Here is a 16,122-nt window from a genome sequence, read left to right as displayed (position 1 = left end):
GGGCGCTTCAGGGCGCGTGTCCGTCGAGCCAGCCTTGCGCGAGCGTCAGGATCCGCGCGTTGTCGGGGACATCGCGCAAGAAGCGCTCGCGCCAGACAGCATCGCCGATCCTCCCGGCACGCACGAGCAGCCCGTTGCGGGCGAGGGCGATGGCGCCCTTGGCCTCGGCCATCTGGCCTGTTGCGGCCAGCGCCTCGGCGTGGACCAGGCGCACCAGCGGGCCGTCCTCGTCGCGGCGGTCCGACTCGAGCAGGGACAGGGCCTCCGTCGTGGCGGCCAGCGCCTCGCCGGCGCGCCCGAGGTCGAGCAGCGCGCGCGCCCGCGCCGCGATGGCCGCGGGGAGGCGCTCCGGCACCCCCCGCGCGAGCGCCTCGGCCGCCTGCGCCTCCGCCTCGGCGAGCGCGGGCTCGCCCGCGAGGAGCAGCACGCGCGCGAGCTGGAGCCGGCTCTCGCACTCGCGCCGCCGGTCGCCGCGGCGCTCCAGCGCCTCGATCGAGCTCCGCAGGGCCGCCCTCGCGGCGTCGACCTCGCCCGCGTGGGCGAGCGCGAGGCCGAGGTTCTGCAGCGCGTTCGGGACCCGGTCGTCGAGCGCCATCCGCTCCGCCTCCGCGAGCCCGGCGCGGAGGACACCCGCCGCCGCCTCGAAGTACCCGAACTGCACGTAGCAGAGGCCCATGTTGAGCCGCGCCCGGCACGCCTCGCGGCGATCGCCGATGTCCTCGAACGCGGCGAGCGCGGCGCTCATGCTCGCGATGCAGGCGCTCGGATCGCCGTTGTGCTGCCGGAGGAGCCCGTGCAGGTAGAGGAGCTTCGCCTCGATCATGAGATCGGCGGCCGACGCGTCCTCCGTCGCGCGCTCGACCGCGTCGATCAGCGCGTCGACGCACGCGTAGCGGCCGCCGAGCAGGAGCACGATCGCCCCCTCGAGCAGGCAGGCGTTCCTCGCGATGCGCGCGCCCTCGAGCGGCTCCGTGCCGAGCACGACCATCATCCAGCGCTCGACCCGCTCGTAGTGGCCCTGCTTGTGCCCCGCCCCCGCGAGCTGCGTGAACGCCGAGAACCACGCCACGGAGCCCGGCACGAGGTGCCGCGTCGCCTCGAGCCCGCGCTGCTGCGCCAGGGCCGCCTCCCCGCGCCAGAGCAGCGCCTCGGCCTCGACAAGGCGGAGCGCGCCGACCGCGGCCGGATCCGGCCTGCAGGCGATGCCGCGCTCGGCGCAGGCGATCGCCTCCGCGAGGTCGTTGCCGCGCAGGGCGTTGTCGGCCGCGCGCAGGTACCACTCGGCGGCCTTCTCGGGCTCCTCGCCGCGCTCGAAGTGCTCGGCGAGGACCCTGGGATCGCCCTCGCCGGCCGCCTCGAGGAAGCTGCCCGCGAGCGCGTGGCCGATGCGGAGGTCGCGCGCGGTCAGCATGCCGTAGGCGGCCTCGCGCACGAGCGCGTGGCGGAAGCAGTGCTCCGCGTCGTCCCGCGGCCGCCCCTCGCCCCGCCGCACGATCACCTCGCGCCGCAGGAGCTCCGAGAGCAGCGGCGCGATGTCGGCGCTCCCGAGGAGCGCCGAGACCGCGCTCGACCTGAACGTCTCGCCGAAGATGCTCGCCGCCCTGAGGAGCCGCCGCGCCTCGGCGTCGAGCGTGTCCAGCCGCGCCTGCACCATGGCCACCACCGTCTCGGGCTGGCCCTCGCTCTTGCCCTCGGCGGCCGCGCGGATCTGCTCCTCGAGGAAGAACGCGTTGCCGTCCGCGCGCTCGACGAGCTTCGCCACGAGGTCGTGCCCCGCGCGCGCGCCGAGCGCCTCGCGCACGAGCCGCTCGCTCGCGCGGCGCGGGAGCGGCGTCAGGTGGAGCTCGTGGGCCAGCCGGCCCTCCCAGAGCTTCGGGAAGAGGCGGCGGACGTCCGGCCGCCCCAGGGCCAGCACGAGCAGCGGCAGGTCCTTGAGCTGGCGCAGCGCCTCGTCGACCATCGTGACGGTCGGGAGGTCGCCCCACTGGAGGTCCTCGAGCACGAGGAGCACGGGCCCCGCGCTGCACGCCGCCCCGAGGAAGTCCTCCCAGGCGTGGCGGAGCTGGTCGCCCATCAGCACGGCGTCGCGCCGCGCGAGCCGGAGCTGCACGTCGTGCTCGTCGGGGAAGGGGGCGCCGACGAGCTCGCCGAGGAAGGCCGCGACGCGGGGCGCGTCGAGGTCCCCGTGCTGCTCCACGCGGCTCCGGATCTTGCGCTGCCGCGTCTCCAGGGGCTCGCCGTCGGCGACGCCGAGCGCGTCCCGGAGCGCGCTCGCGAGCAGGCCGAACGCCGCGCCCGCGCCCACGGGGTCGCCCTGGCCGATCCAGACCTCGATCCTGTCTCCCCGCTCTCGGAGCTTGCGGATGAGCTCCTTTCGCAGGCGCGACTTGCCCATCCCCGCCTCGGCCGTCACGAGCACCGCGCCCGCCGCGCCCTCGTCGATGCAGCGATCGACCTCGGCCACGAGCATGGCGAGCTCGCGCTCGCGGCCCACGTAGGTGGTCGGCCTGCCGAGCAGCTGCGCGGTCCGCTCGTCGCGCGCCCCGTGCAGGACGCGCCCCGCGGCGTCCTCGGTGACGTCGAACCGCGCGCCGATGAGGCCCGCGGTCACCTCGTCGATGCGGACGCCCGCGATGGGGGGGTGATCGTCGTCGGCCGCGAGCATCTGGAAGGCGCGGTCGATCAGCTCGCCGACGGGCACGCGCGCCGAGAGGTCCGCCCGGCCGGTGGCGAGCGCGACGGGCGCGCCGCCGAGCAGCTCCTGCAGCGCGAGCGCGCACCGGGCGGCCCGCGCCGCGAGGTCGGTCGGCGTGCCCGCGCCGGACAGCACGATGAGCGGCGAGCGGCCCTCGAGGAGCTCGAGCTCGCCGCGGTACTGCTCGGCCACGTCGTGCAGCTGCCAGAGCTCTGCCCGGCGCGGCTCCGCCGCGGCGCTCTCGTTGCCCACACGCTCGCGGGTGACGACGAGGCACGTCACGCGTCGCTCGCCGGTCGTGAGCTCCACCGCGCGCGGCGCGAAGGAGCGGGGCCTGCCGACGCTGCTCTCGGGCGCGCCGATCGCGGCGAGCTCGGCCGCCACGGCGCCGCCGTCGGCCGGCCGATCCAGCGGGGATTTCGCCAGCATGCGGGCCACGAGATCGTCGAGCGCGGCGGGGGTGCCGGGCCGGAGGTCGCGCGCGCGGGGCGGCTCCTCGAGGAGGACCTTCATCAGCACGGCGAGGCCGGCGTTGCCCTGGAAGGCGGCGCGGCCGGTGAGGCAGCGGTAGAGGATGCAGCCGAGGGCGAACACGTCGGCGCGGGTGTCGACGCTGAGCTCGCCGCGCGCCTGCTCGGGGGCCATGTACCCGGGCGTGCCCAGGACGAGGCCCGCGGCCGTGAGCGGCTCGTCGGTGACGGCGCGGGCGAGGCCGAAGTCGATGAGGTGCACGCGATCGAGCGAGCCGCCTTCGAGCAGCAGGTTGCTCGGCTTCAGGTCGCGGTGGACGAGCCCGAGCCTGTGGATGGCGCCGAGCGTCCTCGCGACGTGGAGGCCGAGCTCGAGGGTCTCCTCGAGGGTGAGGCCCTGGCGGATGAGCCGGTCGGAGAGCGTCTCGCCGTCGAGCCACTGCATCGCGAGGTACGGCTGTCCCCACGCGGTGGTGCCGTGCGTGACGTACCGCACGACGCCGGGCACGCGGGCCGCTGCGAGCGCGTGGGCCTCACGCCCGAAGCGGACGAGGTGCTGCGCGCTCTCGGTGGTCAGGAGCTTGATCGCGACCGCCTCGCCGGTCTCCTGATCGCGGGCCCGGTAGACCGACCCCATCCCGCCTGAGGCCGCGAGGTGCTCGATGCAGAACCGGCCGTCGATGATGTCTCCTGCCTGCATCGCTCACCGAGGACCCTGACGAGGAGCCTCGCCGGCGGGCAGCCTGCCAGCGAGGTGAGCGCTGCGTCCAGTGCTCATTGGGGCGCGCGTCGCGGCCAAGCGGGCGTACGTCTTAAGGAAAATCCCGATCGGGATGGGCGGCCGCGCGAGCGCGAGCGCGGGTGAGCGCGACAGGACGGGCGGGGCGGCGCGACAGGCGCCTTCGCGGCGCTCCGGGTGGGGCCGCCAATGGACGCTTCGAACGTGAAGAAGGGCGGGGGCGTGAGAGCGACTCGCCCCTCGTCGATTGGCGCGCTCAGGGGCGCTGGCCGCGCTCGCTGAAGGAAGCGTCGATGACGGACCCGTCGTCGCGTGTCATGGGCGCAATCGGCCAGAGCGAAGCGATGCACATGGAGCGCCGCTGGTGCGGCGATCGACATGGCCGTGCGTGCGGCAGAGAGTATATCCGAGGGACATCCGGTACAGGGCAGAGCCTGAGCATCATCGCATGGCGCTGCGCGCAGGCGCGGCTCTCTGAGACCGGCGGCGCCTGGCGTCTGCTCGTCCGAGCCGGACGTGCGCTGTTTTCTTGAGAGGGGGTGCAGTATGAAGACGTTCGGCTTCGCGGCGATTCTGACCACGATGTGCGCGCTTGCGGCGTGTTCCGGCGATGACGGCGCTCGCGACGCGGGCGACCCGGGCGGTGCAGACGGCCAGGGCGGCGCGACCGGCGCGACCGTCTCGATTGCGGTCTCATCGACCGCGGGGGAGGGGGGCGCGGCAGGTGTGGGGGGCGAGGGGGGCGCTGGCGGAGGCAGCGAGTGCGCCGGCACGACCGGAGACGCGTGCACGGCGTGCTGCATCGATGCGCACCGGGCTGGGGCTGGCGAGCTCCTCGCGTCGACGATCGGGTTCTGTGGCTGTGAGGCCGGAGCTCCGTGCGCCGCCAAGTGCGATACGGCGGATGAGGCGACAGATGCCTGTGTGGAGGAGGGGGGCATCGACGCCGCGGCGCTGCGGGACAACGCCGAGTGCGTGGAGTGCGTGGCGGCGCTCTCTGCGGACGCCGCCTGCTACGCCTCCAGCGGGGACGACTGCATGCAAAGCGAGGAGTGCGAGGCGTTCGTCCTGTGCACGAGCGGGTGCTCCGGGAGCTAGTCGATGCCTCACAGGGGGCCGCTCTCGCTCCACGGCCTGCCGGCACCACGACGGCGCCGCAGGAGGTCTGCGACCCCCTCAGGTCTTGTCCGTTCCGCTTGACGACGTCATCAAGTCGTCCACGAACCGGCGCATCAGGCGCACCAGATCGCTGAAGTCTTCCTCACTCCACTTGGCGAGGATAGGGGCCGCAAGCCTCTGACGCGCGGCGTCCAAGGCGTCCGTCACCTGCCGCCCCTTGTCGGTGATCACCGCCTCATGGACGCGACGATCGGCCGGGCTCGGTCGACGTTCGATCAGCCCCAGGCTCTCGAGCTTCGCGACCTGGCGGCTGACGGTCGTGTAATCGCGCCCGGCCCGGTCCGAGAGCTCGACCACGCCGATCGGCCCGAAGCGCTCGATCCCGATCAGCAGCCGGAAGAGGGCTTGATCCAGGGAGATGCCTGCCTCCGCGAGCAGCGCCTGATCGCGCTGCGGCTGATTCATGAGCGCGACCAGATCGACCATGGCTCCGTGGAGCTCGCGGAGCTTCTTTTTTGTATTCCGTGTATTTTGCACAAATTCTCTTGACGCTTCGGAGGGCGCAACTATATGCATAGTACACATATCTGAAACGCGGTCCAAAAAAACGGAGCTCGCCGTGGAATCTAATTTTTCGACGGATGTACTGATCGTTGGCGCAGGTGCTTCCGGGTTGACCCTCGCCATTGAGCTCGCCCGTCGGGGCGTTGCGTTCCGGCTCATCGACCGGCTGGACGGGCCATTTCGCGGCTCGCGCGGCAAAGGGATCCAGCCGCGCAGCCAGGAGGTGTTCGAGGATCTGGGCATCCTCGACCGCGTCGTCGCGACCGGCGGCCTGTACCCACCCCCGCGGGACTATCGCGACGACGGGAGCTACGAGGAGTCGCAGCTCATGGCGCCTCAGGACCCGACGCCCGGCGAGCCCTATCATCTGCCGCTCCTCGTGCCTCAATTCCTGACCGAAGCCGCGATGCGTGAGCGTCTGGCGGAGCTCGGGAAGCGCCCGGAGTTCGGCCGCGAGCTGAAGCGCTTCGAGCAGGATGGCGAGGGCGTCGACGCCCGCATCGCCGGTCCGACGGGCGAGGAGACAGTCCGCGCCCGCTACCTCGTCGGAGCGGACGGCGGCCGCAGCGTCGTACGGCACGCGCTCGCGATCGACTTTCCCGGCAAGACCATGGGTGTGCGCGCGGTCGTCGCCGACGTCGTCCTGGATGGGCTCAGCAGGGCCGCCTGGCATCGCTTCAACAACGGGTCGATGGAAAAGCAGATATCGCTGTGCCCGCTCGCCGGCACCGACATGTTCCAGCTGCAGGCCCCGGTTCCTCTGGAGGGCGATGTCGATCTCTCCGCGGAAGGCCTTACAGCGATGGTCCAGGGGCGCACGGGCCGAGGCGACATCGTGATCCGTTCGGTCTCCTGGGCCTCCGCCTACACCATGAACGCGCGCATCGCCGACCGTTACCGGGACGGGCGCGTCTTTCTCGCCGGCGACGCCGCGCACATCCACCCGCCGACGGGTGGGCAGGGCCTCAATACGAGCGTGCAGGATGCCTACAACCTCGGCTGGAAGCTCGCCGCCGTCCTGGCAGGCGCGCCGGAGACGCTGCTCGCGACCTACGAGGAGGAGCGCCGGCCGATCGCCGCGGAGACGCTCGGCCTGACGACGAAGCTCCTGGAGGCGGCCAAGCAAGGCGTCATGCGCCGCGGTCGCGAGGTGCACCAGCTCGATCTGGGATACCCGGAGTCGTCGCTGGCCATGGAAAAGCCGAAGCGCAGCGGCGGCGTCCTCGCGGGCGGCCGAGCGCCGGACGCGCCCGTCCGCGGTGCGGCGGGGATGCCGACACGGCTCTTCAAGCTCTTCCAGGGTCCGCATTGGACCTTGCTGGGTTACGGGCTGGACCGGCGCTCGGCCGTCAAGCCGCGCCCCGGACTTCACATCCACGCGGTGGGGCCGCACGGCGACATTCTCGATGACGGCGGCCACCTGCGCGCTGCTTATGGCGTGTCGCTCGGCGACTGGGTGCTCGTGCGGCCGGACGGATATATCGGCGCCATCGTGTCGTCCGATCATGCACCGGCTCTGGAAGCCTACCTCGCCAGCGTCGGCCTCCCCTCACGGGGATGACACCGCATCAACATGGCACGAGCCAGGCGTCGAACGGCGCTCGGCGAGCTGACGCTCCAGCTCCTCGTACATTCGCACCTTTTTCTCGATGCCGGCGAGGTGCGCCTGCTGCTCGGCGAGCTTCCTGGCCACCTCGTCGCGGTGCGCTTCGAGCAGGGCGCGACGCTCCGAGATGGTCGCGTCGCCCCGGCGCGCGAGCGTCGCGTAAGCGAGCATCCGCTGGATCGGCATGCCCGTCTCGTGCAGCCTGCGGAGGAAGACGACCCAGCGCACGTCGTCGGGGCCGTAGCGGCGGTGGCCGCTGCGGGCCCGCGCGATCGGCTGGATGAGGCCGATCCGCTCGTAGTAGCGCAGCGTGTGCGTGCTCGTGCTGGTGGCGGCAGCGACCTCGGCGATGGTCAACCTGCCAATCGCTCCCGAGGGCACCTCGGCAGGTTCCGCGGGCGGGGGGCGGACGTCGATGGCGGGGAGCGGAGGGCGATCGGCTGCTCGGCGGGGCTGCACTGGTCCTCCTTGCCGCGCGGGGAGGGCCGGCGGCGTTTCGGCACCCGTCACGGTAAAAGCTCGAGTGCGCTCGAAGTCAAGGGCGCACCAGGCCTCGTTTTTCGACGCCAGGCGCCCCTTGACTTCGAGCGCGCTCGAAGACTTACCCCTCCGGCACACACAAGGGAGAAGGCACGATGCGATACAGGCTCCTAGGGAAGACAGGCCTCTACGTGTCCGAGCTCTGCCTCGGCGCCATGACGTTCGGCGGGAAGGGCTTCTGGCAGGTGATCGGCGCGCTCGGCACCAGCGAGGTCGAGGCGCTCGTGGGCACGTCGCTCGACAGCGGCGTCAACTTCATCGACACGGCGGATGTTTACTCCGAAGGCGAGTCGGAGCAGCTCGTCGGCGCGGCGCTCAAGGCGCTGGGCCGCCCGCGCGAGCAGGTCGTCGTGGCCACCAAGGTGCGCGGGCGCGTGGGCCCGGGCGTGAACCAAATCGGCCTCTCGCGGGCGCACATCCTCGCGAGCATCGACGGGAGCCTCCGGCGGCTCGGGCTCGATCACGTCGATCTCTACCAGATCCACGGCGTCGATCCCGTGACGCCCATCGAGGAGACGGTGCGCGCCCTCGACGACGTGGTGCGCTCGGGCAAGGCCCGTTACGTCGGCTTCAGCAACCTGCCCGCGTGGCTGGCCATGAAGGCGATCGGCTTCGCGCAGGCGAACGGCCTCGCGCGGTTCGAGAGCGCCCAGGTCTACTACTCGCTCGCGGGGCGCGACATCGAGCGCGAGATCGTGCCCTTGGCGCAGTCGGAGGGCATCGCGATCCTCCCCTGGAGCCCGCTCGCGGGCGGCATGCTGTCGGGCAAGTTCGATCCGGAGAAGCCGGGCGGCCCTGACGGCGCGCGGCGCGCGAGCTTCGACTTCCCGCCCGTCGACCGCGCCCGCCTGCCGCGCGTGCTCGGCGCGCTGCGCGAGGTCGCGGGCGCCACGGGCCTCTCGGTCGCGCGCGTCGCGCTCGCGTGGCAGTTGACTCGCCCCTTCGTCACCAGCGTCATCATCGGCGCAAAGACGCGGGAGCAGCTCGCCGACAACCTCGCCGCCGCGGAGGTCACGCTCTCTCCCGAGAACGTCAAGCAGCTCGACGAGGCGAGCGCGCTGTCGCCCGAATACCCCGGCTGGATGCTGGAGTGGCAGAACCGCGAGGCGCGCGGCGTCGCCGGCGGGCAAACGATCGGGGATCGCGCCCGCCAGCACCAGACGAACAAGTAGCGGGCCTCATCCCCGAGGCCTCCGCCTGGTCAGGCGCGGCCTTCACGACTACAAACCCGCGCATGGCCAAGCGCGTGCACCGCCGAGAGACGATCCAGCTCCGCGATGGGTCCCTGCGCCTCGTCGCGGTGGCCGACACCCACAGCCACCCGCACGCCGACAGCGCCCGGCGGATCGCCGCGCTCACGCCCGATCACATCGTGCACGCCGGCGACATCGGCGCGCTCACGGTCCTCGATGGGCTCCGGAGCATCGCGCCGCTCTCCGCGGTGCGCGGCAACATCGATGTCCATGCGCCCGACATCCCCGACTCCATCGCGCTCGACATCCGCGATGGGGACGAGACGGTGCTCACCGCCCTGCTCCTCCACATCGCCCTCTACGGCGGCAAGCTCCGAGCCGAGGTGATCCGCTTGGCTGCCGAGGTGGGCGCGTCGCTGGTCCTGTGCGGGCACTCCCACGTGCCCTTCATGGGCCGCGATCGTGGCCTGACGGCGTTCAACCCGGGGTCCATCGGGCCGCGCCGATTTCTGCTGCCGATCGTCTTCGGCGTGGTCGAGATCGATCGCAAGCGCGTGGCGCTCCGACACGTGGATTGCGAGACGGGGGAGACGTGGATGCCGCCGGCCTTGGGCAGGGGGTGAGCGGGACCGTGGAGGTGCCGCCCAATCACGTGTCCCCCGAGGACGAAAGTGCGGCGCCGAACTGTCGCGATTCGTCACTTTTGCCGGGATCTCGGAGGATCGTGACGGCGGATCGCACCGCCTCGGAAGGCGTGGACCCACCCAAGCCCAGCCGCCGACGTCGAGCTCGTAGACCTCGCGCCGGGGCTCACCGCTCAGTCGAAACGGATCGTCCGCCTTGCCGCTCCGCGGCGGGTCATGGGCGGTCGCGCGGTCAAACCGGCTATCGCTCCTGGAATTCCGGTGTCGTAAGCGACATTCGCGTGTAGGAGCATCGGCGATTCCTGCTTGACGAAGAAGTCTCATGAGGCCTTAGTAGAGCGCTCCTGGGGCTTTTCATGCGGTGGTGCGGTTATCCGTTCGCTCTGCCGTTTACCTTTCGGAGCTGGGGGGATACACATGAAAGCGAGCGCTTTGGTGGGCGGATGCGCCCTCGCGACATTGGCGTTGTCCGCGGCGGACGTCGGCGCGGCGGACGTCGGCGCGACGGAGAGCGACCTCTGTTTTCGGCAGCGGAACCTCGTCTCGAATCTGACCGATGTCAACGCGCAATTCGTCGATTCCAATCTTAAGAACTCTTGGGGGATCCAGGCGTCGGCGGGGGAGCTTCTCTGGGTGGCGGACAACGGGACCGGGGTGGTCACCGTTTATCAAACCAACGGTCAGCCGGTCGGCAGCCCGCAGCTCATCATCGATATCCCGGCCGGGGTGGCGAGATCCATGTCGGCGCCGACGGGCCTCATCCTGAACGAGACAACGAGCTTCAGGGTTCCCGGCAATTTCGATTTATCCGCGCTCTTTCTCACATGTAGCGAGGACGGAGCGGTCTCAGCGTGGAACCCGTTCGTCGATCTGACCGAGGCCCGGATCGTGATCGATAACTCCAACGCCATTAAACCGGCCGTCTACAAGGGCCTCGCCATCGGGCACAGCGCCCGGACAGGGCGCGACTTCCTCTACCTGGCGAACTTCGTCAGCGGGAAGGTCGAGCGGTACAACGGACGGTACCAATTCCTCGATTCTTTCACCGACGATTGCCTCTTCTCGACGATGGATCCTTGTTCGCCCGGAGTGCCAGCCTCGCAGAACAGCCAGTTCGCGCCGTTCAACGTCGCGGTCATCAAAGGTCATGTGTACGTGTCGTTCGCGCAGCGGATGCCAGGGACCATCGACAATGCGCCCCTCAACGGCTTCATCGACGAGTTCTCGCTGACCGGAAGGTTCATCCGGCGCTTCGCCTCGGAGGGGCCGCTCAACGCCCCGTGGGCGATGGTGAAGGCCCCGCGCAGGCTGGGCCGCTTCAGCGAGACCCTCCTCGTCGGGAACTTCGGCGACGGCCACATCAGCTCCTTCGACTTCGATTCGGGCGAGTTCATCGATCAGCTCCAGCGCTGCACCGACGGTGGCAGTGAGCCTCTCGTCATCGACGGTCTCTGGGGGCTCACCTTCCAGCCCGCGCCCGGCCCCAACCCGAGCCTCTTCTTCGCCTCGGGCCCGAACGACGAGGCGAATGGCCTCGTTGGACGTCTCCGGCAGGTACGCTGAGCGCCGGGACGGCGGCGGCTCCGCGCCGCGTGACCAACCAGCCCCTGCGCCGCTATCCCAGCAGCCGCTTCCACTGCTCCGTGAGCCGCTGCGGCGAGACCGGGACAGCCGCCTTCAGCTCGGGCGCGAAGAGCGAGACCCTGAGCTCCTCTATCAGCCAGCGGAACGACTCCAGCTCTTCCGCGGGCACGCCCTTGTCGCGGAGCCCCTGCTGGTGCTTGAGGTAGTCCTGCCAGAACGGCAGCACCTGCGCGGCCTTTGTCTGGTCCTTCTGCGGGCCGTTGGGCAGCCGCTCGAGCCGGATCTGGGCTGCGCGCAGGTAGCGGGGCAGGTGCGCGAGCCGGTCGAGCGGGGCGCGCGAGAAGAGCCCGACCGGCAGCAGGAAGTCGACCTGCGTGCGCACGTCGTCGAGCGCCGGCCTCGACGCCCCAGGCTTCCCCGTCATCGAGCGGAGCATCGCCTGCACGCGGTCGAGCTCGACGCCGATCTCGCGCGCCAGCCCCGCGAGCTTCCCCAGCACGCCCTGCAGCGACCCGCGGCCCTTGTCGAGGCGCGCCAGGAACGCGGCCTTCGTCCTCGGAAAGGCGCCGGGATCGCCGAGCTGGAACGCCTCGTCCAGCGCGCGCAGCGCGATCTGCCGGGCGAGGCCGGGCTCGCCGGGGGCCACCTTGGCGCCGAGGCCGCTCACGGCCACGGCGCTCCGCAGCGGCTGCTCGAGCTGGCTCATCTTGCCCCCGAGCTGCAGCAAGAGCAGCCGCCGCAGCCCGGCGCGCGTCGCCTCGGCCGCCGCGGCCTTCGAGGCGAGCACGCGCACCGACACCGACGTCTCCGCGTCGACGAGCGCCGGGTAGCCGAACACCTTGTGGCGCCCGGCGTCGACCTGGACGCGCTCGGGCAGCGCCTCGACGCTGAACGACGTGAGCCCGTCCCGCTCCAGACCCGCCTTGCCGACCCGCGCCCACGCCTCGCGCGCCCGGCCGGACAGCCGCTCCTTGAGCTCCCGGAGCTCGCGCCCCTCGCCGATCACCCGGCCTTCCTCGTCGAGCACGCGGAAATAGAAGCGCAGGTACGGCGGCAGATCCTGGGGCCGGAACGCGTCCTCCGGCACGCGCTCGCCGGTGCGATCCTCGACCGCGCGCGCGAGGACGGCCCGCAGCGGGCCCTGGAACGGCCGCAGCTCCGCCGCGATCTCCCGGGCGACCTCGCGGAGGGGGGCGAGCGGGACGAGCGCCTTGCGGAGCGACTTCGGCAGCGAGTCGAGCAGCTGCGCGATCTTCTCGGCGTGCCACCCGGGGATCATCCACTCGAGCTCCTCGGGATCGGCCTGCGGCAGGAGCACGAGCGGCAGCGAGAGGGCGATGCCGTCGTCGTCCTCGCCCGGATCGAAGCGGTAGGAGAGCGGCACGGCGGCGCCGTAGAGGTCGAGCGAGTCGGGGAAGCGCTCGGGCGTGAGCTCCGCGGCCTCGTCGAGCAGGACGTCGGCGAGCGACAGGTGCAGCGCCCGCGGGTCCTCCGCCTCGGCCTGCTTCCGCCACGCCTCGAACGTCTTGCCGCTGAAGACGCCCTCGGGCACGCGCCGATCGAAGAAGAGCTCCAGCGCGTGCTCGTCGGCCAGCATCTCGCTCCTCCTCGCCTTGTCGCGCAGCCGGCTGACCTCCTCGAAGAGCTGCCGGTTCGCCTCCATGAACGGCGCGCGCGTCGCGTACTCCTGCCGGACCAGCGCGTGGACGAGGAAGATCTGCCGCGCGGACTTCGGATCGATCGCCCCGAAATCGACCCTTCGATCCCGCGCGATCGGCAGCCCGTACAGCGTCACCTGCTCCCGGGCCATCACGGCCGCGGGCTTCGCGGCCCAGTGCGGGTCGCTGTGGCTGCGCTTGCAGAGCGGCCCGGCCGCGGCCTCGATCCACGCGGGATCGAGGGCCGCCGCCATCCGGGCGAAGAGCTGCGACGTCTCGACAAGCTCGGCGGCCATGATCCACGCGGGCGGCTTCTTCGCGAGGCCCGACGAGGGGTGGAGCTGGAAGCGCGTCTGCCGGGCGCCGACGTACACCCTGTTCTCCTGGTTCCACATGCCGATGCGGCTGAGCAGGCCGGGCAGGAGCGCGCGGTGGATGGCGTCGCCCTTCGCGGGCGCGTCGTTCGGGGTGAACCCCATCTCCTTCGTGATCCGGCTGATCTGCCGGTGCACGTCGGCCCACTCGCGCATGCGGAGGTACGAGACGAAATTGTCGCGGCAGGCCTTCCTGAGCTGGTTCTGGGTCAGCCGGCCCTGCGCGTCCTGGTAGAAGCTCCACAGCTTCAGGAGCCCCACGAAATCCGACGTCTCGTCCTTGAACTTCCGGTGCGCGTCGTCGGCCTGCTTCTGCGCGGCGAGCGGCCGCTCCCGCGGATCCTGCACGCCGAGCGCGGCGGCGATGATCAGCACCTCGGCGAGCGCCCCCTCGCTCTCGCCGCCCAGGACCATCCGGCCGAGCCGCGGGTCGAGCGGCAGCCGCGCGAGCTTCCTGCCGATGTCCGTGAGCTCGCCCGCGTCGTCGAGCGCGCCGAGCTCCTCGAGGACCCGGTAGCCCTCGTCCACGGCGCGCTTCGAGGGCGCGTCGAGGAAGGGGAAATCCTCGATGGCGCCGAGCCCGAGCGCCTTCATCTGGAGGATGACGCCCGAGAGGCCGACGCGCAGGATCTCCGGATCTGTGTAGGCGGGCCGCGCCCGGTCGTCCTGCTCGTCGTAGAGCCGGAAGCACACGCCGCTCTGCACGCGGCCCGCGCGCCCCTTGCGCTGATCGGCGCTCGCGCGCGAGATGGGCTCGATCTGGAGCTGGGTGACGCCCGTGCGGGGGCTGTAGCGGTTGACGCGGGCGAGCCCGGAGTCGACGACGTACACGATGCCCGGGATGGTGAGCGACGTCTCCGCCACGTTTGTCGCGAGCACGATCCGCCGCCCCGGCAAGGACTGGAACACGCGCTGCTGGTCGCCCTGAGGGAGCCGCCCGTAGAGGGGCAGCAGCGTCGTGTGCGGCAGGCCGTGGCGCGTGAGCTCGGCCATCGTGTCGTGGATCTCGCGCTCTCCAGGCAGGAAGACGAGGATGTCGCCGCGCGGATCGATCGAGGTGATCTCCTCGACCGTGGCGGCGACGGCGTCGGCGACCTCGGCCTCTCCGCTCTCCGGGCGGCGGTGGATGACCTCCACGGGGTACGTGCGGCCGGAGACCTCGATGACGGGAGCGCCGCCGAAGTAGGTCGCGAACCGGTCGGTCTCGAGCGTCGCGGAGCTGACGATGACGCGGAGATCCGGGCGCCTCGGCAGGAGGCGCTTGAGGTAGCCGAGCAGGAAATCGATGTTGAGGCTGCGCTCGTGGGCCTCGTCGATGATGAGCGTGTCGTAGCCCGAGAGCCGCGGATCACCCTGGATCTCGGCGAGGACGATGCCGTCGGTCATGTACTTGACGTACGTGGCTGGGCTCGTCCTGTCCGAGAAGCGGATCTTGTAGCCGACCTCCTTGCCGAGCTCGACGCCGAGCTCCTTGGCGACGCGGGCCGCGACGCTGGTGGCGGCGATGCGGCGCGGCTGGGTGACGCCGATCCGGCCGGAGAGGCCGCGGCCCATGGCCAGGCAGATCTTGGGGAGCTGCGTGGTCTTGCCGGAGCCGGTCTCGCCCGCGACGATCACGACCTGGTGCGCCTCGATGGCCCGGGCGATGTCGAGCACCCGCGCCGAGATGGGCAGCTCCTCGGGGAAGCGGACCGGGCCCCCGGACGCAGGCGGGGACGAGGCCTGGCCGCGGGGGGCGGGCGGCGCGGGGGACTGCTCTTGCGGAACGCGGGGGCTCACGGTGCGCGAGGGGGTAGCATCTCCTGCCGCGGGGCGCTGTTCGAAGCCGCTCGCTCGCTACCCCGCGCGCCCGTCGACGGACCCCCTGCGGAAGACGGTGGATGGATGTGCGCAGTACGACAGTGCGACGCACGAGCGCGCGGCGCGCTGTCGTCGGCATCCTCTATCCGACCGCGGGCACGGTGGCCGGCTCGCTGCGCCGCGCGCGCCCGGGAAAGCCGCGGCCGAGTTCGCGCACCACCTCGCTCACCAGCTCGCGCAGCCAGCGGTGACGCGCGTCCTGGTTGAAGCGCCGGGCCCAGGCCACGCACATGGGCAGCTCGGGCGTGCTCACGGGACAGGCCTGACGGTGCAGACTGGGAGCGAGCACCCGCACGATGTCGTCGGGCAGCGTGGCGACCAGATCCAGCTCACGCACGAGCGTGATGGCTGCCTGAAAGCTCGGCACCGTCACCGCCACGCGCCGGCGCTTGCCCAGGGCGCGCAGCGCGTCGTCGACGTAGCCGCCCTCTTCGCCGCCTGGCGACACCAGCGCGTGCTCGGCCGCGAGGAACGCCTCGAGTGTGAGCTTCTTACGCTTGCGTGTGACCGTGACGAAGCGGCGCGTGTACTGCACGCTCATCACCAGCTCGTCGAGCATGGGAATTCGAACCTGCCCCCGCAGGTCGGGCAGCACCGCCAGATCGACAACGCCGCGCACGGCCTCGTGCGCGCTCTCGAGCACCAGCGGGCGCACGCGGATGTCGAGCCCGGGCGCCGCCGCGCGCATGCGCTCGAGCAAATGGCTCGCCAAGACGGCCTGCATGTCGTCGCCGAACGCGAACGTGACCACGCCCTGGGCCGTGCGCGGAACGAACGCGCTGGGTGGACCGAGCACGCGCTGGGCGCCCGCCAGGAGCGAACGCACCTCGGGCAAGATCTCGCTGGCCCGCTGGGTGCGCACGAGCTTTCTGCCCGTGCGCACGAGCAGCTCGTCGCCCGTGGCCTGGCGCAGCTTTTCGAGCGTGCGACTCATGGCGGGCTGGCCCACGCGCATGCGGCGAGCGGCCAGCGTGACGCTCTCGGTCTCGAGCAGGGCGAGCAGTGCAGGCAAGAGGTCGACGGGTGCATCCATGCTTTGAAAGCATACATGATAGGCCGACAATCGATTTTCGGCA

Annotated in this window: 11 protein-coding genes; 6 read left to right on the top strand and 5 right to left on the bottom strand. The window is 71.4% G+C overall.

Going from position 1 to position 16,122, the window contains the following annotated elements:
• Nucleotides 1-7 precede the first annotated feature (7 nt).
• Nucleotides 8-3,865, bottom strand: a complete 3,858-nt coding sequence (locus tag WME90_RS33505) for a serine/threonine-protein kinase (RefSeq protein ID WP_437276110.1) — start codon at nt 3,863-3,865, stop codon at nt 8-10.
• A 332-nt stretch (nt 3,866-4,197) separates the two neighbouring features.
• Here WME90_RS33505 and WME90_RS33500 point away from each other — a divergent pair, with 332 nt between their 5' ends.
• Together WME90_RS33500 and WME90_RS33495 are read left to right on the top strand one after the other, a co-directional pair.
• On the top strand, nt 4,198-4,437 hold the full coding sequence (locus tag WME90_RS33500; protein ID WP_437276109.1) for a hypothetical protein: 240 nt from the start codon (nt 4,198-4,200) through the stop codon (nt 4,435-4,437).
• Nucleotides 4,438-4,450: 13 nt separating this feature from the next.
• The gene (locus WME90_RS33495; RefSeq protein ID WP_437276108.1) at nt 4,451-5,002 is read left to right on the top strand and encodes a hypothetical protein; all 552 of its coding nucleotides are present in this window, start codon (nt 4,451-4,453) and stop codon (nt 5,000-5,002) included.
• A 78-nt stretch (nt 5,003-5,080) separates the two neighbouring features.
• Here the strand turns inward: WME90_RS33495 and WME90_RS33490 are convergent, their stop codons facing one another.
• Nucleotides 5,081-5,599 (bottom strand): MarR family winged helix-turn-helix transcriptional regulator, encoded by a 519-nt coding sequence (locus tag WME90_RS33490; RefSeq protein ID WP_437276107.1) that lies wholly within the window; start codon nt 5,597-5,599, stop codon nt 5,081-5,083.
• Between WME90_RS33490 and WME90_RS33485 the strand changes: the two genes are divergently transcribed.
• The gene (locus tag WME90_RS33485; RefSeq protein WP_437276106.1) at nt 5,508-7,148 is read left to right on the top strand and encodes an FAD-dependent oxidoreductase; all 1,641 of its coding nucleotides are present in this window, start codon (nt 5,508-5,510) and stop codon (nt 7,146-7,148) included. The two genes, WME90_RS33490 and WME90_RS33485, sit on opposite strands and share 92 nt — an antisense overlap.
• On the opposite strand, the gene WME90_RS33480 is transcribed toward WME90_RS33485, so the two are convergent.
• Nucleotides 7,137-7,652: a MerR family transcriptional regulator gene (locus WME90_RS33480; protein ID WP_437276105.1), complete on the bottom strand. Its 516-nt coding sequence runs from the start codon at nt 7,650-7,652 to the stop codon at nt 7,137-7,139. The two genes, WME90_RS33485 and WME90_RS33480, sit on opposite strands and share 12 nt — an antisense overlap.
• A gap of 176 nt (nt 7,653-7,828) precedes the next feature.
• Here WME90_RS33480 and WME90_RS33475 point away from each other — a divergent pair, with 176 nt between their 5' ends.
• The 3 genes from WME90_RS33475 (at nt 7,829) to WME90_RS33465 (ending at nt 11,133) form a co-directional block, all read left to right on the top strand.
• Nucleotides 7,829-8,905, top strand: coding sequence for an aldo/keto reductase (locus WME90_RS33475; RefSeq protein ID WP_437276104.1), 1,077 nt, complete (start codon nt 7,829-7,831; stop codon nt 8,903-8,905).
• Between the two features lie 62 nt (nt 8,906-8,967).
• Nucleotides 8,968-9,549, top strand: a complete 582-nt coding sequence (locus WME90_RS33470) for a metallophosphoesterase family protein (RefSeq protein ID WP_437276103.1) — start codon at nt 8,968-8,970, stop codon at nt 9,547-9,549.
• A gap of 438 nt (nt 9,550-9,987) precedes the next feature.
• A complete protein-coding gene (locus WME90_RS33465; RefSeq protein WP_437276102.1) occupies nt 9,988-11,133 on the top strand; it encodes a TIGR03118 family protein in 1,146 nt (381 codons plus the stop codon).
• 52 nt (nt 11,134-11,185) lie between these two features.
• On the opposite strand, the gene hrpA is transcribed toward WME90_RS33465, so the two are convergent.
• Together hrpA and WME90_RS33455 are read right to left on the bottom strand one after the other, a co-directional pair.
• Nucleotides 11,186-14,965, bottom strand: coding sequence for an ATP-dependent RNA helicase HrpA (gene hrpA, locus WME90_RS33460; RefSeq protein WP_437276101.1), 3,780 nt, complete (start codon nt 14,963-14,965; stop codon nt 11,186-11,188).
• Between the two features lie 163 nt (nt 14,966-15,128).
• Nucleotides 15,129-16,079, bottom strand: coding sequence for a LysR family transcriptional regulator (locus tag WME90_RS33455; protein ID WP_437276100.1), 951 nt, complete (start codon nt 16,077-16,079; stop codon nt 15,129-15,131).
• Nucleotides 16,080-16,122: the final 43 nt, after the last annotated feature.

The organism is Sorangium sp. So ce375, from assembly GCF_051473855.1.
Lineage (GTDB): Bacteria > Myxococcota_A > Polyangia > Polyangiales > Polyangiaceae > Sorangium.
This window is presented reverse-complemented; position numbering and strand designations above follow the sequence as displayed.

Coding starts and splice junctions, on each gene's coding strand:
- WME90_RS33505 (WP_437276110.1), bottom strand. CDS start 3,865: ATGCAGGCAGGAGACATCATCGACGGCCGGTTCTGCATCGAGCACCTC.
- WME90_RS33500 (WP_437276109.1), top strand. CDS start 4,198: ATGACGGACCCGTCGTCGCGTGTCATGGGCGCAATCGGCCAGAGCGAA.
- WME90_RS33495 (WP_437276108.1), top strand. CDS start 4,451: ATGAAGACGTTCGGCTTCGCGGCGATTCTGACCACGATGTGCGCGCTT.
- WME90_RS33485 (WP_437276106.1), top strand. CDS start 5,508: ATGGCTCCGTGGAGCTCGCGGAGCTTCTTTTTTGTATTCCGTGTATTT.
- WME90_RS33490 (WP_437276107.1), bottom strand. CDS start 5,599: ATGCATATAGTTGCGCCCTCCGAAGCGTCAAGAGAATTTGTGCAAAAT.
- WME90_RS33475 (WP_437276104.1), top strand. CDS start 7,829: ATGCGATACAGGCTCCTAGGGAAGACAGGCCTCTACGTGTCCGAGCTC.
- WME90_RS33470 (WP_437276103.1), top strand. CDS start 8,968: ATGGCCAAGCGCGTGCACCGCCGAGAGACGATCCAGCTCCGCGATGGG.
- WME90_RS33465 (WP_437276102.1), top strand. CDS start 9,988: ATGAAAGCGAGCGCTTTGGTGGGCGGATGCGCCCTCGCGACATTGGCG.
- WME90_RS33455 (WP_437276100.1), bottom strand. CDS start 16,079: ATGGATGCACCCGTCGACCTCTTGCCTGCACTGCTCGCCCTGCTCGAG.